Genomic DNA, 18,319 nt, shown 5'->3' on the forward strand with positions numbered 1-18,319 from the left:
GGTGAGCAATCCCGTCTTCTTCACACCCGCCGGGTCGCTGGCCGGAATGGCCCCCGGCGGCCACTTTGTCCTGGACGGTTCCGAGGCACGCCACGCAGTCACGGTTAAACGGCTGTCGCCGGGGGAGTCGGTGGACATCGTCGACGGGGCCGGCACCCGCATGACCGGAAAGGTCGTCTCCGCTGCACCCTCCGGCCTTGAAGTGGAGTGCGGTGCCGTGGCCACGGATGAAATGCCGGACGTACGGCTGGTGCTGGTCCAGGCGCTGGCCAAGGGAGATCGTGACGAGCTGGCGATCGAGACGGCCACCGAACTGGGGATCGACGCCGTCATACCGTGGCAGTCGGAACGGTCGATCGTCCGGTGGAAGGGCGACAGGGCCGCCCGCGCCCACGCCAAGTGGGAATCCGCCGTGGCGGCAGCCGCCAAACAGGCCCGGCGGGCCTGGATTCCCGAAGTCCGGGCAGCGGTTGAAACAGCAGGGCTGTCCGCTGCAGTGGAGGCCGCTGACCTGGCAGTCATCCTGCACGAAGACGCAGTGCGCCCGCTGCGTGCTGTCCTTGAAGAGTGGCAGGGGAATGCCCGGGCGGGAATCCTGGAAGTCCTTCTGATTGTCGGTCCGGAGGGTGGAATCAGCCCGCGGGAAGTAACGAAACTCTGCGACAAAGGTGCCGTGACTGCCCTGTTGGGGCACCACGTCCTGCGGTCCTCCACAGCCGGTCCCGCCGCCGTCGTGCTTGCAAGCGACATCCTTGGCCGGTGGACCGCTACCTGACTTTGAAGGACCTCGTGTCCTCATTGCGGTCCGGCTCCCCGCCGGAACCTGCCTGGGCCACCCGGAGCTCATAGTCGCCCGGCGGAAGGTTGAGCGCCAGCGTGAAAACTCCGGCCTGCCCCTGCCCGGCGGCCGCCGTGGTTTCTCCGGTCAGGAAGGGCGATTTGCTGCCACCGTCCCCGGACTGCAGGATTTGCCAGTGCAGCTTTGCCCCCGGCGACGTGCTGCGGCCGGTGATTTTCACGCTGCCGCTGGGCACCTCGGTGTTTTCCTGGGGATCGATGATCCAGACCGGTGCCACCAGGCCGGCGGCCCGGGTCATCAGCGCGCCCAGCTGGACTTTTCCGAACGCCACGTAGTCCGTGTGGCCGTCCACCAGGATCCGGACCCGGACCTGCTGCCCGGTGTCGATCAGGCCCGAGCTGGCAGCGGCGGCGGTGGCCGTATAGATCAGCTGCTGGATGGCACGGGCTGCCATATCAGCGTCGAGGTTGCTGTTGAAGGCATCTGCGGAGACGTCAACGGTGATGATGTCCTTGCCTGAAATGGACGTGGCAAGTTTGTCCGGATTCTGCCACGGCGTGAAGAAGTCAGGGTCAAGCGGTTTCTCTGACATCATGGCGCGCAGGGCGCGGGTCACCGGGTTTTCCTGTTCCGGGACGTCCCGGAACTCGCGGTAGAGGAAGACGTTCCCGCCCGTGCGGCCGATCCAGTACACGGGCGCCTTGTTGGAGGACTGGGTGGTTTCCAGGGGGGCGCTGGTGGAGGGAGCGTCCGGCATGGTGCCGCCTGTGGCGGGGACCGAGGCGACGGTCCCCGTGGGGGCTGGTCCGCCTTCGGCAGTGCAGGCAGTGAGGACCGGAACGAGCACCAGGATTCCTGCCAGGACGGCCGGGCGCAGGCGCCCCATGGGTCGTCCTGCCCTTTCGGGCGCAGAGGTTTCCGGCACTGTCCTGCCCTTGTCCTTTCATGGCGTGGCGGGCCGATCCCCCTGGCGGCCTGGCGTTCCAGCAGATGCTGGATTTCCAGCATTACACAGGGGAGGGCCGCCCCAACCGCGCATTCGCCTCCCCGGCCCCAACTGCAACGGGAACGATATGAGGCCGATATGAAGTTGATACCAAACGCTGCATTTCGCTGCCCGCAAACGGCTCTTCAGGGTGGTGGAGGTGCAGGTCACTGCCCCGGCAGGTATCCGGCCGGGGCGTGTGCTGGCGTAAGATAAAGGGACCCGCTGGCAGGTGCCCCGTTCATCGGGCATCGGCTGCAGCGAACAACTGATGTCGATCTTTGAGGGGACCACGGGCCTGCGGGCCAGCACCATGACTGAATCAGCAAATGGTAAGCGCCGGCTCAACACGGGCGATGGCAGTCCGGGGGAATTCCCGCACTCCCTTCCCGGCATCCGGACCGAAGTAGTCCTCTTCGAGAACTCCGACCAGATGGTTCAGTCGCTCGGCAGTCATGACGAGGCACTGCGGTTCATCGAGGAGCAGTTCCCGGACGTCAACTTCCATGCCCGCGGCAACGAACTGTCCATCAGCGGACCGGTCAGCGACGTTCCCCGCATCATGCGGCTCCTCCAGGAGGTCCGTGGCCTAGTGGCCCGGGGCACCGTCATCACCCCAGCGGTGCTGCAACAGCTGGTGGCCCTCCTCCGCACGCAGTCGCTGCAGAATCCCGTGGACGTGCTCACGCACGACATCCTCTCCAGCCGCGGCAGGACCATCCGGCCCAAGACGCTCAACCAGAAGACCTACGTTGACGCCATCGACGCCAACACGGTGATCTTCGGCATCGGCCCGGCCGGCACCGGCAAGACCTACCTGGCCATGGCGAAAGCCGTGCAGGCACTGCAGCAAAAGGAAGTCAGCCGGATTATCCTCACGCGGCCGGCGGTAGAGGCGGGGGAGCGTCTCGGGTTCCTGCCCGGCACGCTCAGCGACAAGATCGATCCCTACCTGCGGCCGCTTTACGATGCCCTGCACGACATGATGGACCCCGAATCCATTCCCCGGCTCATGGCCGCCGGCACCATCGAAGTGGCACCCCTCGCCTACATGCGCGGACGCACCCTCAACGACGCCTTCATCATCCTCGACGAAGCCCAGAACACCACGCCGGAACAGATGAAGATGTTCCTCACCCGGCTCGGGTTCGGGTCCAAGATGGTGGTCACCGGAGACGTGACCCAAGTGGACCTTCCCTTTGGGACGCGGTCCGGGCTGCGGATCGTCGAAGAAATCCTGCAGGGGATCGAGGGCGTGAACTTCTCCGTCCTGGACGCCGCCGACGTCGTCAGGCACAGGCTCGTCGGCGACATCGTCAACGCCTACAGCATCTGGGACGAAGCCCAGCGGAGCCGCGTCAAGCATTCAGCAAGCCGCGAAAAACGGGGGGAACACGCGTGAGTATCGAGGTCAACAACGAGTCCGGCATCCAGGTGGATGAGTCCGCGCTTGTGGCCCTGTCAAGGTACATCTTCGAACATCTTTACATCAATCCGCAGGCCGAACTGTCCATCCTCCTCGTGGATGAGCCGGCCATGGAGAAGCTGCACATTGAACTGATGGACGAACCGGGCGCCACGGATGTGCTCTCGGTGCCCATGGACGAATTGACCCCCGGGACACCCGGCCGGCCCACGCCCCAGGGCATGCTGGGCGACATCGCCATCTGCCCGCAGGTCGCCAAGGTCCAGGCCAGGAACGCCGGGCATTCGCTGCAGGACGAAATGCTGCTGCTTACCACACATGGCATCCTTCACCTGCTGGGCTACGACCACGCCGAACCGGAAGAGAAGGCGGAGATGTTCGGGCTCCAGCGGGAACTCCTGTCCGGCTTTACCGGCAAAGAAGCACCTGCCGAGACCACCCAGTGACACAACTGCTGCTGGTTGCGGTGGCTCTGGTCTTCCTTGCCGTCGCAGCCCTGCTGACGGCGGCCGAGGCTGCCTTCAGCTTCCTTCCGCGGCACGACGCTGAAGAGGCACTCCACAGGAGCCGCGACACTGCGATGCGCCGCATCCTGGCTGAACCCGTGGCCCACACCCGGGCGCTTCGCTTCTGGCGCGTCTGGTTCGAAATGGCCTCCGCGGTGGCCGTCGCCGTCCTGATCGCAAGCCTGCTCGACAACGTTTGGCTCGCAGGACTTGTCGCCACCGGCATCATGGCCGTCCTGGGGTTCGTGATCGTTGGGGTCTCACCCCGCCAGCTCGGCAGGCTGCACTCCTCCGCGGTCGTCCGCTTCACCGCCCCGATGGTCCGGTTCCTCACCAGCGTGCTGGGTCCCATCCCGGGCTGGCTGGTGGCTTTGGGAAGTTCGGCAGCTCCAGGCGCACCCGGCGGCGACGACGCGTTCTTCAGCGAGCAGGAGTTCCGGGAACTCGTTGACCGCGCCAGCGAGTCCGACATGATCGAGGACACCGAAGCCGAAATGATCCAGTCGGTCTTCGACTTCGGCGATACCCTGGTGCGGGCCGTCATGGTTCCCAGGACGGACATCGTCAGTATCGACGCCGGCTCCAGCCTCCACCAGGCGATGTCGCTGTTCCTGCGCTCGGGATATTCGCGGATCCCGGTCATCAACGAGAACACGGACCACATCCTCGGCATCGTTTACCTCAAGGACGTGGCCGCCGTCATCCATCAGATGGGACCCGGGCAGGAGCCGCCGCTGGTCGAATCACTGGCCCGCGAGGTGCGCTATGTGCCCGAGTCGAAGCCCGTCAGCGACCTCCTGCGCGAGCTGCAGAAGGAGTCCACGCACGTGGCCATCGTCATCGACGAGTACGGCGGCACCGCCGGGCTGGTAACCCTCGAGGACCTGATCGAGGAGATCGTGGGCGAGATCGTGGACGAATACGATACCGAGAGCGCCGAAGCCGTGGCGCTGGGGGACGGCTCCTACCGGGTCAGCGCCCGCATGGGCATCGACGACCTCGGCGAGCTTTTCGACCTCGAAATTGACGACGACGAGGTTGACACAGTGGGCGGCCTCCTCGCGAAGGCGCTCGGCCGTGTCCCCATCGTGGGAAGCAGCGTTGACGTGCAGGGCGTCTCGCTGCGGGCCGAACGGCTCGAGGGCCGGCGGAACCGCGTCAGCCACATCATTGCGGCGCCCGTACCAAGAGTAGAGACTGACCTTGAAGGCCTCCTCGAAGAGGCCGAAACAACCCAGCAGGGAGTTCCACGTGAGCAAGAAAAGTAAGGCTGCCGAACCGGACGACTTCGGCGGTTTCCGCGCGGGGTTTTCTGTCCTGGTTGGCAGGCCCAACGCGGGCAAGTCCACCCTGACCAATGCATTGGTAGGGAAGAAGGTGGCCATCACCTCCGCCAAGCCGCAGACTACCCGGCACACCATCCGGGGCATCGTGCACCGCGACGACGCCCAGCTGATCCTGGTGGACACGCCGGGGCTGCACCGTCCCCGCACCCTCCTCGGCAAGCGCCTCAATGACCTGGTGGCCGACACCCTCGCCGAAGTGGACGCCATCGGCTTCTGCCTGCCTGCCAACGAAAAGATCGGGCCCGGCGACAAGTTCATCGCCGCCCAACTTGCAGCCGTGGGCCGCAAGCCTGTGGTCGCCATCGTCACCAAAGCCGACCTCGTGGACAAGCAGGCGCTGACGGAACAGCTCCTGGCCGTGGCCGCCCTGGGCCGCGAGGTGATGGGCGAGGACGGCTGGAAGGACATCGTCCCCGTTTCCGCCGCCGACGGTTTCCAGGTGGAAACGGTGGCCGATGTGCTCATCAGCCACATGCCGCCGTCGCCCCCGCTGTACCCGGACGGGGAACTGACGGACGAACCCGAGGCTGTCATGGTGGCAGAACTGATCCGCGAAGCAGCCCTGGAGGGTGTCCGGGATGAGCTTCCGCACTCCCTCGCCGTCGTGGTGGAGGAAATTGTTCCCCGTGATGACAGGCCGGATGACAACCCCCTGCTGGACGTGCGCGTCAACCTCTACGTCGAACGCCCCTCACAGAAGGCCATCATCATTGGCAAGGGCGGCGCCCGCCTCCGTGAAGTCGGTACCAACGCGCGCAAAGGCATCGAAGCCCTCCTTGGCACGCGCATCTACCTTGATCTCCATGTCAAGGTGGCCAAAGACTGGCAGCGGGACCCGAAACAACTGGTCAAACTCGGTTTCTGACCAGCATTGGGACTGTTCGCGGGCGCGTGCAAGGTAAGTTGACCAGACTGGACCACTAAAATGGACCGGATTTCGTTTTTAGAGGAAGGTTCACCACGTGGGTGGAGGCCGCGACAATCGCGACAACGGGGCTGACCTGTCAGCCGGACCGGGACCGGTATCCCGTCACGCGGACAGCCATACCGTGGGTGCCGCACGGCACCTCGGGCCCCTGCGGAGCATGCCCTTGTGGCTGAAGGCCGTCACCGGTGTGGTGGCGCTGGTCCTCGTCGCGGCTGCTGCGTTCGCCGGATTCTGGTTCTTCCGGCTCCAGAACAATATCTCCAAGGCGCCGTTGAACGCGGGCGGGGAGAGCACCGAGTCCCCGGGGAACGATGCCACGGGCCGGCTGCAGATCCTCATCCTTGGCTCGGACACGCGCGACGGGAAGAACTCGGAGTATGGGACTGCCGATGATTCCACCGGGTACGGCAAGTCCGATGTGATGATGCTGATGGACATCTCCGAGGACAACAAGCGCGTCAACGTCATCAGCTTTCCCCGCGACCTGCTGGTGGACATCCCCGACTGCAAGGACACGAAGACCAAAAAGGATTACCCGGCACGCACCGGAGTCATGATCAATGAGGCCATGAGCGAGGCCGGCATCGGCTGCGCCGTGGACACGGTCAACAAACTCACTGGCATGCAGGTGGACCACTTCATGATGGCGGACTTCAATGCCGTGAAGGAACTTTCCAACGCCGTCGGCGGCGTGGACGTCTGCATCAGCGACGCAGTCTACGACCCTGATTCGAGGCTGCGGCTTCCGGCCGGCACGTCGTCCGTACAGGGCGAGATGGCGCTTTCCTTCCTCCGTACCCGCCACGCCTTCGCCGACGGCAGCGACCTGGGCCGCATCAAGGCCCAGCAGGGCTTCCTCTCGTCGCTGACGCGAAAGATCAAGGACGAAGGCACCCTGTCGGACCCCGCGAAAATGCTGAAGATCGCCGACGTCGTAACCCAGAACCTGACGGTGGATGACGGCCTCGCTTCCGTTCCCACGCTGCTGACCATCGGCAACCGGCTCAAGAACATCGACATCAGCAAGGTGGCGTTCGTCGCGGTGCCCACGACGCCCGCACCCGTCGACCCCAACAGGCTCGTCATCGCAGAACCCGCAGGGGCCCAGCTGTTTTCGGCGCTGCGGAAGAACGTGGACCTGACCGATCCCACTGCGCCCACCACGCCGTCGCCCACGGAGTCGGCACCGCCTTCGGCGGCCCCCACAGAGACCGCTCCGCCGGTTCCGCCGTACAACAAGGCCATCCAGCCGGTCATGGTCGCTAACGGAAGCGGCGTCAACGGCCGTGCCCAGGAGCTGGTCCAGGCGTTGGTAGCCGGCGGCTTCACCCAGACCGGGCAATTCCTCGCCCAGCCGGTCGCCAAGTCAGCGGTCTACTACGGGAATGGCTTCGCGGATGTGGCTGCCGATGTGGCCGCGCTGCTGGGAATCCCTGCCACGCTCATGATTCCTGCCCCGGGCGTGTCCGGCGTTCAGGTGTATGTCGGCAGCGACTTCACCACCGGCACGGCCTACGGAGCGGCAGGTGGCGGAACTGCCGCTGCCTTGCCCCAGGACATTGTCAACCAGACCGCAGGTGACAAGGTCTGCCAGCAGGCAAACCCCGAGCTGATCGTCCGGTAGCAGCAGCGGTTCCTGCGGCGCTCAAGCGCCACCAGCAAGATCATGGGCCCCGCCGAAAACGGCGGGGCCCATGTTCTTGCGCTCCGGTTACCAGATGCTGACCCGCTCGGCGGCCGGCATCCACATTCCATCGTCCTCGGTGACATCGAAGGCCTCATGGAACGGATCGAGGTTCTTCGCTATGGCGTTAGTCCGGAACTCGTTCGGTGAGTGGGGATCGGTCGCAAGCCGGCGGATGGCTTCCTCCTGCCGGATGACCTGGCGCCAGCCCGCGGCCCAGGAAGCGAAGAAACGCTGCTGACCGGTCAGGCCGTCAAGGACCTCGGGTTCCCTGCCGTCGAGGCTGATCAGGTACGCCTTGTAAGCGATGGTGAGCCCTGCCAGGTCGCCGATGTTCTCGCCCAGCGTAAGCCGGCCGTTGACGTGGTGCCCGGGCGCGGCGGTGGGGGAGAGCGCGTCGTACTGCGCCACGAGCCGGGCCGTCAGCGCCTCGAAAGCCTGCCGGTCCTGGTCGGTCCACCAGTTCCGAAGGGCCCCGCCGCCGTCGAACTGTGAGCCCTGGTCATCGAAGCCGTGGCCTATCTCATGGCCGATCACAGCGCCGATGCCGCCGTAGTTGACGGCGTCGTCGGCATCGGCGGTAAAGAACGGCGGCTGCAGGATAGCCGCGGGGAAGACGATCTCGTTCATCATCGGGTGGTAGTACGCATTGACCGTTTGTGGCGTCATCAGCCACTTGTTCCGGTCCACGGGCTTGCCCACCTCATCGAGGTGCCTGTCGACATCCGCGTTGTGGGCGCGTTCCACGTTGCCCAGCAGGTCCTCGGGGTCGATCTCCACGGCCGAATAATCGATCCACTCGTCCGGGTAGCCAATCTTCGCCCTGAACGCCTCCAGCTTGCGCAGGGCTTCGGCTTTAGTGTCCTCGCCCATCCAGCCGACGTCATTGATGCTGCGGCGGTAGGCCTCGATCAGGTTCGCCACCAAAGTCTGCATCCGCGCCTTGTGGGACTCGGGGAAATGGCGTGCCACGTAGATCTGGCCGACAGCTTCACCGAGGCCTGCTTCGACGACCGCGACGCCGCGCTTCCACCGGTCCTTATTCCTGGGCGTGCCGCTGATGGTGGTGCCGTAGAAGGCAAAGTTGGCGTCCACGAACTCGGAGGACAGATAGGGTGCGGCCGCACTGACGACGCGCATGGCCAGCCACTCCTGCCACGTGCTGACCGGGACTTCGTCCAGGAGCCCGGCAGCGCCGGCGAAGAAGTCAGGAGTGCTGACCACGATTTCAGTGCGCTTGTCCGCATCGATTCCGGCGGCGTCAAACCAGGTGGCAAGCAGGGGGAAGAGCCCGGCGGCCTCCTCCGCTGTCTTCAGGTTGTAGGTCTTCTGCGGGTCCCGGAGGGTGACGTTGTCCCAATGGTGGGACGCGAGCTTTGTCTCCAGCCCGACCACGCGCGCTGCTGCACCCTTCGGATCCGCAACACCGGCCAGTTCGAACATCTTCTCCACGTGTGCCGTGTACGCGGCAACGATCGGGGCGAACTTCCCGTCACGGTAGTAGGACTCATCGGGAAGGCCCAGGCCGCCCTGGCCGGTGTAGAGAAGGACCCGGTCGGGGTTGCCCGCATCCGGCGCGGGGTAGATGTAAAACAAGCCGCCCACGTCCTTGCGGAACAGCCGTCCCGCCAGGGCAATGAGGTCCCGCGCCGAGGCGGTGGCGAAAACTTCCGCGAGTCGCCCGCGGATGGGCTCCATGCCTTTGCCCTCGACGGTGGCTTCGTCCATGAAGCTGCTGTAAAGCCCGCCGATCTTCCGCTCGATCCCGGTGGCGTCGCCGCCCTTTGCCGCGGCCTCCTCGATGATGTCCCGGACGGCAATTTCGGACCCGTCCCGCAGGGCGGTGAAGGTCCCCTCCAGGGGACGGTCATCCGGAATTTCGGTGGCCTTCAGCCAGGCGCCGTTGATGTGCTGGTAAAGGTCGTCCTGCGGGCGGACTGTGTGATCAATGGTGGACAGATCGATCCCCGAAATGGGCACTGCAACTCCTTTGCTGGGACGCCGCTGCCGGGCGGAACACCGCAGAGCGTCTGCATGCTGGACTTTACGGACGGTAGTGCCCTTTCATCTTACGCACCCGTGTTACCCTCAAAGTGTGCGTGCAGAGCTCCTTCTCCTTAGCTGCCGCGGCGAGGCCACAGACGCTATCTAGCGCACGGCCCACCCTCGCTGCGGAGTTTGTGTTGCCCGGCCACCCTTTCACTGAAGATCGATAGAAAAGGCCACGAACATCATGCGTAACGCACAAAAGCCCTCCGGAATGCCCGCCCACCGGTACACGCCGTTCCAGGACCAGATCAAAGTTGAGCTGCCGGACCGCACCTGGCCGGACAAGGTCATCACCAAGGCCCCGCGCTGGTGCGCAGTTGACCTGCGCGACGGCAACCAAGCGCTGATCGATCCCATGAGCCCCGCCCGCAAGATGAAGATGTTCGACCTGCTGGTGCGCATGGGCTACAAGGAAATCGAGGTTGGTTTCCCGTCCGCGTCCCAGACGGACTTCGACTTTGTCCGCCAGCTCATCGAAGGTAACCACATCCCGGATGACGTCACCATCCAGGTCCTGACGCAGGCCCGGGAACACCTGATCGAACGGACCTACGAGTCCCTGGTGGGCGCCAAGCAGGCCATCGTCCACCTCTACAACTCCACGTCCGTGCTGCAGCGGCGCGTGGTCTTCAACCAGGACGAGGACGGCATCCTGGACATCGCGCTGCAGGGGGCCCGCCTGTGCAGGAAGTACGAGGAAACCCTCGCTGACACGCACGTGACGTACGAGTACTCACCGGAGTCCTTCACCGGTACGGAACTCGAGTACGCCGTGCGGGTGTGCAACGCCGTCGCCGATGTTTTCGAAGCCTCCGCCGACCGCCAGGTGATCATCAACCTGCCCGCCACTGTGGAAATGGCCACCCCCAACGTCTACGCCGATTCCATCGAGTGGATGAGCCGCCACCTGCACCCACGCGAAGGCATCATCCTCTCGCTGCACCCGCACAACGACCGCGGAACCGGGGTGGCTGCCGCCGAACTGGGCTACATGGCCGGCGCCGACCGCATCGAAGGCTGCCTGTTCGGAAACGGTGAACGGACCGGCAACGTGGACCTGGTGACCCTGGGCCTGAACATGTTCGTCCAGGGCATCGACCCCATGATCGACTTCTCCAACATCGACGACGTCCGCCGGACCGTGGAGTACTGCAACCAGCTGCCGGTTCCCGAGCGTTCGCCGTACGGTGGCGACCTGGTGTTCACCGCTTTCTCCGGATCCCACCAGGACGCGATCAAGAAGGGCTTTGAAGCACTGGAGCGCGACGCCGCAGCGGCCGGCAAGGCCGTGGATGACTTCACCTGGCAGGTTCCTTACCTGCCGGTGGACCCCAAGGACCTGGGCCGCAGCTACGAAGCCGTCATCCGCGTGAACTCCCAGTCCGGCAAGGGCGGCGTGGCCTACCTGCTGAAGAATGAGCACAGCCTGGACCTGCCGCGCCGCGCGCAAATTGAGTTCTCCGGCGTCATCCAGCGCCGCACTGACACCGTGGGCGGCGAGGTCAGCGGAGCACAGCTGTGGCAGATCTTCCAGGACGAGTACCTGCCGTCCGGCAACGCCGAGGGGCAGTGGGGCCGCTACTCCCTGGGCGGGGTCAAGACGGAAACGGATGCCGACGGCGGCATGACGCTTCACGCCTCGCTCACCATCGATGGTGCCCAGGTCAGCCGCACCGGGACGGGAAACGGCCCTATCGCGGCCCTGCTGAACATCCTCCACGAGGACGGCGTGGACGTCCGGGTGCTGGACTACAGCGAGCACGCCCTGTCCGAGGGCGGCAACGCCGCCGCGGCCGCGTATGTCGAATGCGCCGTGGGGGAGCGGGTCCTGTGGGGTGTCGGCATCGATGCGAACACCAGCATGTCCTCCCTCAAGGCCGTCATTTCGGCGGTCAACCGGGCCATCCGGGACGCCCGGGCCTGACACCTGGCGGTGGTGCCGCCGGTTCCAAGCGGCCGCACCACCGTACCTGTCGGCAGGCTGCCGGGCAGGATGGGAAGATAGAGCGTGGTTCAACAGTCTTTTGCCTCCCGGGCGTACCGGGACGACGCCGTGGTACTCCGTACCCACAAGCTGGGTGAGGCGGACCGCATCATCACGCTCCTGACCAAGCACCATGGCCAGGTCCGCGCCGTCGCCAAAGGCGTGCGCCGCACCAGCAGCCGGTTCGGTGCCCGGCTTGAACCCTTCATGGTGGCAGACCTGCAACTGGTGTCCGGCCGCACGCTGGACATCGTCACGCAGGCAGTTGCCAAAGGTGCATACGGCGGCAGTATTGCCGCGGATTACGGCAGGTACACGGTTGCCGCCGCCATGACGGAGACCGCGGAGAAACTGACCGATGTGGACGGTGAAGCCGGAACCGCCCAATACAACCTGTTGGTGGGCGCCCTCGCCGCACTGAGCCGCGACGACCACGCCGCAGGCCTCATCCTGGACTCCTACCTGCTTCGTGCCCTGGCCACCGGCGGTTGGGCCCCCAGCTTTACCGATTGCTCGCGCTGCGGAATGCCCGGCCCGCATACAGCGTTTTCCGCACCCCTTGGCGGCATGGTCTGCGCACAGTGCAGGCCGCCCGGGTCACCTGCACCCGCTTCCGAAACCGTTGTCCTGCTGGCAGCCCTGCTGACCGGTGACTGGGCCACTGCGGATGCGTCGTTGCCGCAGCACCGCAAGGAGGCCGCCGGCCTGGTGGCGGCATACCTGCAATGGCATCTTGAACGAGTACTGAAATCCCTCAAACATGTGGAGCGCAGCTGACAGTGGCCTTGGGAAAAAAGAACAATGCACCCCGGAAGCGCACCCATCCCGTGGTGGCCCCGTATCCGCACCCTTCGGGCGCGGTGGCACCCTTCATCCCCGCTGAATTCATTCCCCGGCACGTGGCCATCGTCATGGACGGCAACGGCCGGTGGGCCAACCAGCGCGGCCTGCCCCGGATCGAGGGCCACAAGGCGGGGGAGCCGGCCCTGCTTGATGTGATGGCCGGTGCCATCGAGCTCGGGATTGAGTATGTCAGCGTCTACGCGTTTTCCACCGAGAATTGGCGCCGTTCGCCGGAGGAAGTCCGCTTCCTGATGGGATTTAACAAGGACGTGCTTCGAAGGCAACGGAACCAGTTGGACGACTGGGGGGTGCGCGTGCGCTGGGCAGGCCGCCGGCCGCGCCTTTGGGGTTCCGTGATTCGGGAACTGGAGGAGGCTGAGGAGTTCACCGCCGCCAACACCACCTGCAATTTGACCATGTGTGTTAATTACGGCGGCCGGGCCGAGATAACCGACGCCGTCTCCGCGATCGCTGCGGACGTCGCAGCTGGCAGGCTCAAGCCGGGCGCCATCACCGAGCGGACCATCCAGAAGTACCTGGATGAGCCCGACCTCCCCGACGTGGACCTCTTCCTGCGCAGCTCGGGGGAGCAGCGGCTCTCCAACTTCCTGCTCTGGCAGTCCGCGTATGCGGAGTTCGTCTTCATGGACACGCTGTGGCCCGATGTCGACAGGCGGACCCTTTGGACCGCCGTCGAGGAATATGCCAGGCGGGACCGCCGCTACGGCGGTGCCATAGATGCTGCCGCTGCACCGGCGGATCCCCAGGCGGACTAGCGTTCGCCGTACGCCCGCAGCCAGCGGGCCAGCCGGAAATAGGCGTCGGACCGGACCGGCCCGGGGGAGAGGAAGACGTCATGCAGCGCACCGTCAATCCGCTCGATGGTCACGGTACGGCCCAGGGCAAGTGCCCGGGTGCTGATGATGTTCACATCCAGGACGGCGTCTGTGCGCCGCATTTCTTCGGACCAGAGCAGGCCGTTGGCACTTCCTTTGGACAGCAAGACCAGGATCGGCGCCTCGATGTCCAGGCCGCGCGCCACGCGGGCATGCCCGGCGAGGACTGCCCGCAGCCACCCTGCCCGAACGGGAAAAGCCAGGCGGGGGCGGTAGCGCTCATCAACCGGCCATTCGCCGTCGGCGGCGTCGCTGATGGTACGCCAGTAGTGGCCACGCTCCGGAAGGCGGAGGACCGCCTGCGGGCGCAAGCGGGCCACCGGACGCACCATGCTGGAGGCTGCCCGCCGGACCAGCGAACTTCCGTGCATCTCCAGCCAAGGACTGTTCAGGATCAGCAGGGAGACGGCCTCCGGATGCTGGCTGGTCCACAGGGCCGCCACCAACCCGCCGGTCGAATGTCCCATCAAAACCAGCGGCCCGGGGATTCCCTCCTGGCGGATCAAGCGGGCGGCTTCTTCGATCTCTGCGTCGTAAGCGGCCAGGTCCGCCACGTAACCCCCAGGTGACTCCGGGCGCAGGCTCCGTCCGTGATTATGCATGTCCAGGGCGTAGAAGTCATAGCCGGCGGCAGCCCAGAACCGGGCCAGGTCAACATTGAAGAAATAGTCGCTCCAGCCGTGCAGGAAGAGCACGGCCCGGCGCGGGCCGTCGTCGGACGCGTTGCCCTGGCCTGGCCTGAGCCGCACCAAGGTGGCTGTCCGGCCCACCCCGTCAGGTCCGGCGGCCGTAAAGGTCTGGGACTCGAAATCCTCCCCCAGGATGTCCTGCTGCCACTGCATGTCCCTCATGCTAGACCGGGACGCCGCGCCGCGCCGGTCCGTTCGGCCGCGTCTCCGTTTTGGTGCGGGGCCCCGGAGACGCGAAACTAAAGGCATGCGCGTTTACCCCACTTTCTTCAGGCTGGCCTTTTCATGGATGGACGCCGAGCGCGCCCACAAGATCGGATTTAAGGGCATCCGGCTCGCGCATGCGTCGGGAGCCGGGAGGGTCCTGCAGAAGCTGACTGCTCCGGCGCCATCGCTGCAAACCACGGCCTTCGGCGTGACTTTTCCGTCGCCGTTCGGACTCGCCGCCGGTTTTGACAAGGAAGGCCACGGGATAGAGGCCCTGGCGGACCTTGGATTCGGGCACATCGAAGTAGGCACGATCACCGGACAGGCGCAGCCCGGCAATGACAAGCCGAGGCTCTTCCGCCTGGTCCAGGACCGGGCCGTCATCAACCGGATGGGATTCAACAACGACGGCGCGTCTGCCGTTGCGCCCCGGCTGAAGGCAGCGCGTGCCGCACTCCAGCGCCGCTACCCGTCCGTGCGTCCGGTCATCGGGGTCAACATCGGCAAGACCAAAGTGGTGGAACTTGCCGACGCAGTTGATGACTACCTGGTGGGCGCGCGCAGCCTGGCGCCTGCTGCCGACTACCTCGTGGTGAATGTCAGTTCCCCCAACACCCCCGGACTGCGGCTGCTCCAGGACGTGGAAACACTTCGTCCCCTGCTTACCGCCGTCGGACAGGAGGCCGATCGCGCCGCCGGACGGCACGTACCCCTGCTGGTGAAGATCGCACCGGACCTCAGCGACGAGGACATCGACGACGTTGCGCGCCTTGCCTTGGACCTGAAGCTGGACGGCATCATTGCCACCAACACCACCATCGCCCGCGAAGGGCTGGCATCGCCGGCGGAAACGGTGGAGAAATGCGGCGCCGGCGGATTGTCCGGAGCTCCCCTGAAGCAGCGTTCCCTTGAGGTGCTGAAACGGCTCAAGCACGCCACCGGCAGCGCCCTGAGCCTCGTCTCGGTAGGCGGCGTTGAGTCGGCGCAGGACGTCCAGGAAAGGCTCGACGCCGGCGCCACCCTGGTGCAGGGCTACACGGCTTTCCTCTACGAGGGGCCGTTCTGGGCTGCCCGGATCAACAAGCAGCTGGCAAGGAACCGCCGCTCCTGACCCTCGAGCCCCACGGCGCCCGCGATGGGCGCGGCCCATATCAAAAGCAGGCACCCCGGCGGATTTCCGCCGGGGTGCCTGTGGTTAAGAGGTTGATGGATGGTCAGGCGGGGTACTGGCCGCGCTGCACCTGGGGCTTGGGCAGCCGCAGTTTCCGGAACTGGAGGGACCGCATGGAGCCGTACCAGACCGTGCCGCGCTCCAGCTCGCCGAACTTTTCCGCCAGGCGCTTGCGGAGCTTGCGGGACAGGATGAACACGTCCACGAAGACCGCCAGGAACATCACCCAAAAAGCTCCCAGGACGTAGATCATCATGTCGCTGGAGGCCGGAACCACCAGCGACACCAGCACGAAAACCAGGGCACCAAACATCAGGTACTCGCCAAGGTTGAACCGGGCATCCACAAAGTCGCGGGCAAACCGTTTCTGCGGACCCTTGTCGCGAAGCGGCAGGAACTTCTCATCGCCCGTATCCAAGGCCCGGCGCATCTTGAGGCGCTGGTCCTGGACGGCCTGGCGTTCGGCGGCCTTGGATGCCTTGCGGTCCTCGGGTACCAGCGGCCGTTTGCGGGCGGCTTCCTGGGCCTTCCGCGTTGGGGTGGGTGCGCCCTTGCCCGCCACGCTTCCTTGCCGAGCCGCCGCCTCCGCTGCCTGCTGGTCTATGGTCTCCTGCGCCGAGGGCGCTTCTTTTCTACGTCCGAACACCTGACCAGAATACCTTGCAGCGGACCGCCTCCTGCCTGCGGTGGCAGGTCCGCTGGCCGGCGGCCAAAAGTGGCGGGGGTAATGTTTTGGCCATGACTTCATCACCTGCGGCAACCCCGCGCAGCACGACCACTACGACAGGACCGGGCCGGGAGGCCAGCGGCGGGACGGAAGACCTTCGGTCCGCTGTAGACCGGTCCTTCGACCAGACCCTGGCACGGCTTAAGGAGTTGGTTGCCATCCCGGGGATTGCGTGGCCCAGCTTCGAGCGCGCCCCCCTGGAGCGAAGCGCCGACGCCGTCGCGGAGCTCCTCCGCGCCGCTGGGATCGACGACGTCCAGGTGCTTTCCGTCAATAAGGACGACGGCACGCCCGGCGGGCCGGCCGTCGTCGCCCGCCGCCCTGCTGCCGCTGGAAAGCCGACTGTCCTCCTCTATGCCCACCACGACGTCCAGCCCGTGGGCGATGAGTCGCTGTGGGAAACCCAGCCCTTTACCGCCGTCGAGAAGGACGGACGGCTGTACGGACGCGGCGCCGCCGACGATAAGGCCGGCATCATGGTGCACATTGCCGCTTATGCAGCTGCAGCCGAGGTCCTTGGCGGTTCCCTGGGCCTCGGCGTGACATTCTTCATCGAGGGCGAGGAAGAAGCGGGGTCGCCCACGTTCCGGACCTTCCTGGAAGCGAACCGGGAGCTGCTCCGGGCCGATGTCATTGTGGTTGCCGACTCGAGCAACTGGAAGGTCGGCACGCCTGCCCTCACCACCAGCCTCCGCGGCCTGGTCGACGGCACTGTCGAGGTGCAGGTACTCGACCACGCGGTGCACTCCGGCATGTTCGGTGGGCCGGTCCTGGACGCCCCCACCCTGCTGTCCCGGCTCATTGCCACGCTTCACGACGCCGACGGAAACGTCGCCATCGAAGGGCTGGTGGCCACCGATACGGCTGCCGTGGAGATGCCGGAGGCGGACTACCGCGCCGACGCGTCCGTGCTCGACGGCGTCCGCCTGGCCGGGACGGGAAGCATCGCCTCGAGGCTGTGGACCAAGCCGGCCCTGTCCATCATCGGTTTCGACGCTCCCGCCGTCGAGGTGGCGTCCAACACGCTGCTTCCGCGGGCCAGGGCAAAATTCAGCCTGCGGCTGGCGCCCGGCCAGGTCCCGGCCGAGGCCATGGATGCAGTGCGCAGGCATGTGGAAGCCAACGCGCCCTTCGGGGCGAAGGTTGTCTTCACCCCGGGCGAGGCAGGCAACCCCTTCCAGACCGACACATCGTCCCCCGCTGCAACTGTGGCCATGTGGGCACTGGGGGAGGCCTGGGGCGTTCAGGCGGTCGAAACGGGCATCGGCGGGTCCATCCCCTTCATTGCAGACCTCACTGAGTTGTATCCCGAGTCCCAGATCCTGGTGACCGGGGTGGAAGACCCCGATTCGCGTGCGCACAGTGCCAACGAGTCACTGCACATCGGCGACTTCCGTAATGCCATCCTGGCTGAAGCCCTCATGCTCAGCCGGTTGAACAATGAAGCCCTCACCACAGGGAATTGATGGCCGTTCGGAACACCGGCACCTGCCCTGCTGCCAGGGAACAAGCTGGGTTCTTTGACGGTTACGCCAGGAGTTAGAGCTACAGGACTGCCGCGCGTAGCATGTAGCTATAGCCCATACCGTATTTGTAGGGGCAGGCGCCGTTACGGCGACGCCGCCAGACCGTCCTAAGAAGGTAGGCCAATGAGCACCTCAACCAACGAAAACAGCACCGCCACCACCGTGGCCAGCGACGAACTGCCCGTTCACGAGGTCAACCTGACCGATGTCGCCGCCGGCAAGGTGCGCAGCCTCCTCGAGCAGGAAGGCCGCACGGACCTGCGCCTGCGCGTTGCCGTGCAGCCCGGTGGCTGCTCAGGGTTGATTTACCAGCTCTACTTCGACGAACGGCTCCTCGATGGTGACGCTGTCCGCGACTACGACGGAGTGGAAGTCGTCGTCGACAAGATGAGCGTGCCGTACCTGAGCGGTGCAAGCATCGACTTCGAGGACACCATCTCGAAGCAGGGTTTCACCATCGACAATCCGAACGCCGGCGGCTCCTGCGCCTGCGGCGATTCATTCCACTAAGCCGGTTATTTCGCCTGATGTCGGCGCCGGGCTTCCAGCCGTT

The 18,319-nt window shown here is 65.5% G+C and carries 16 protein-coding genes; 12 read left to right on the forward strand and 4 right to left on the reverse strand.

The genetic code is table 11. The features are described from left to right. The first annotated feature begins 1 nt into the window (after position 1). Complete coding sequence (locus J2T23_RS01185) at positions 2–775, forward strand: 16S rRNA (uracil(1498)-N(3))-methyltransferase (protein ID WP_141181624.1); 774 nt, start codon at positions 2–4, stop codon at positions 773–775. On the opposite strand, the gene J2T23_RS01190 is transcribed toward J2T23_RS01185, so the two are convergent. Beyond that, on the reverse strand, positions 768–1,685 hold the full coding sequence (locus J2T23_RS01190; protein WP_141160384.1) for a GerMN domain-containing protein: 918 nt from the start codon (positions 1,683–1,685) through the stop codon (positions 768–770). The genes J2T23_RS01185 and J2T23_RS01190 overlap by 8 nt on opposite strands. 412 nt (positions 1,686–2,097) lie before the next feature. Between J2T23_RS01190 and J2T23_RS01195 the strand changes: the two genes are divergently transcribed. From J2T23_RS01195 to J2T23_RS01215, 5 genes are all read left to right on the forward strand, one after another. Continuing rightward, the gene (locus tag J2T23_RS01195; protein WP_307357113.1) at positions 2,098–3,186 is read left to right on the forward strand and encodes a PhoH family protein; all 1,089 of its coding nucleotides are present in this window, start codon (positions 2,098–2,100) and stop codon (positions 3,184–3,186) included. Beyond that, positions 3,183–3,656, forward strand: a complete 474-nt coding sequence (ybeY, locus tag J2T23_RS01200) for an rRNA maturation RNase YbeY (protein WP_307356468.1) — start codon at positions 3,183–3,185, stop codon at positions 3,654–3,656. The genes J2T23_RS01195 and ybeY overlap by 4 nt, the downstream gene beginning before the upstream one ends. Beyond that, positions 3,653–4,984, forward strand: coding sequence for a hemolysin family protein (locus J2T23_RS01205; RefSeq protein WP_307356470.1), 1,332 nt, complete (start codon positions 3,653–3,655; stop codon positions 4,982–4,984). Before ybeY ends, J2T23_RS01205 begins: the two co-directional genes overlap by 4 nt. Beyond that, positions 4,968–5,927: a GTPase Era gene (gene era, locus J2T23_RS01210; protein ID WP_307356472.1), complete on the forward strand. Its 960-nt coding sequence runs from the start codon at positions 4,968–4,970 to the stop codon at positions 5,925–5,927. The genes J2T23_RS01205 and era overlap by 17 nt, the downstream gene beginning before the upstream one ends. A gap of 220 nt (positions 5,928–6,147) precedes the next feature. Beyond that, positions 6,148–7,614 (forward strand): LCP family protein, encoded by a 1,467-nt coding sequence (locus tag J2T23_RS01215; protein ID WP_307356474.1) that lies wholly within the window; start codon positions 6,148–6,150, stop codon positions 7,612–7,614. Between the two features lie 87 nt (positions 7,615–7,701). Here J2T23_RS01215 and J2T23_RS01220 read toward each other — a convergent pair whose 3' ends face one another. Further along, entirely contained in the window at positions 7,702–9,654 is a 1,953-nt protein-coding gene (locus J2T23_RS01220) for a M13 family metallopeptidase (RefSeq protein WP_307356476.1), read from the reverse strand. A gap of 253 nt (positions 9,655–9,907) precedes the next feature. Between J2T23_RS01220 and leuA the strand changes: the two genes are divergently transcribed. From leuA to J2T23_RS01235, 3 genes are all read left to right on the forward strand, one after another. Further along, the gene (gene leuA, locus J2T23_RS01225; protein WP_307356478.1) at positions 9,908–11,647 is read left to right on the forward strand and encodes a 2-isopropylmalate synthase; all 1,740 of its coding nucleotides are present in this window, start codon (positions 9,908–9,910) and stop codon (positions 11,645–11,647) included. A gap of 84 nt (positions 11,648–11,731) precedes the next feature. Then, positions 11,732–12,484, forward strand: coding sequence for a DNA repair protein RecO (gene recO, locus J2T23_RS01230; RefSeq protein WP_141160392.1), 753 nt, complete (start codon positions 11,732–11,734; stop codon positions 12,482–12,484). A gap of 2 nt (positions 12,485–12,486) precedes the next feature. Continuing rightward, positions 12,487–13,326, forward strand: coding sequence for an isoprenyl transferase (locus tag J2T23_RS01235; protein WP_141181621.1), 840 nt, complete (start codon positions 12,487–12,489; stop codon positions 13,324–13,326). Here the strand turns inward: J2T23_RS01235 and J2T23_RS01240 are convergent. Continuing rightward, complete coding sequence (locus J2T23_RS01240; RefSeq protein WP_307356481.1) at positions 13,323–14,288, reverse strand: alpha/beta hydrolase; 966 nt, start codon at positions 14,286–14,288, stop codon at positions 13,323–13,325. The genes J2T23_RS01235 and J2T23_RS01240 overlap by 4 nt on opposite strands. A 94-nt stretch (positions 14,289–14,382) precedes the next feature. Here J2T23_RS01240 and J2T23_RS01245 point away from each other — a divergent pair, with 94 nt between their 5' ends. Continuing rightward, positions 14,383–15,453 (forward strand): quinone-dependent dihydroorotate dehydrogenase, encoded by a 1,071-nt coding sequence (locus J2T23_RS01245; RefSeq protein ID WP_307356483.1) that lies wholly within the window; start codon positions 14,383–14,385, stop codon positions 15,451–15,453. A gap of 103 nt (positions 15,454–15,556) precedes the next feature. Here the strand turns inward: J2T23_RS01245 and J2T23_RS01250 are convergent, their stop codons facing one another. Beyond that, entirely contained in the window at positions 15,557–16,159 is a 603-nt protein-coding gene (locus J2T23_RS01250; protein WP_307356485.1) for a DUF3043 domain-containing protein, read from the reverse strand. A gap of 92 nt (positions 16,160–16,251) precedes the next feature. Here J2T23_RS01250 and J2T23_RS01255 point away from each other — a divergent pair, with 92 nt between their 5' ends. Together J2T23_RS01255 and J2T23_RS01260 are read left to right on the forward strand one after the other, a co-directional pair. Continuing rightward, a complete protein-coding gene (locus tag J2T23_RS01255) occupies positions 16,252–17,706 on the forward strand; it encodes a dipeptidase (RefSeq protein WP_307356488.1) in 1,455 nt (484 codons plus the stop codon). Positions 17,707–17,889: 183 nt separating this feature from the next. Further along, on the forward strand, positions 17,890–18,276 hold the full coding sequence (locus tag J2T23_RS01260; RefSeq protein ID WP_109044573.1) for a HesB/IscA family protein: 387 nt from the start codon (positions 17,890–17,892) through the stop codon (positions 18,274–18,276). The last annotated feature ends 43 nt before the right edge of the window (positions 18,277–18,319 follow it).

Origin of the sequence: Pseudarthrobacter niigatensis (assembly GCF_030812615.1) — a bacterium.
Lineage (GTDB): Bacteria > Actinomycetota > Actinomycetes > Actinomycetales > Micrococcaceae > Arthrobacter > Arthrobacter niigatensis.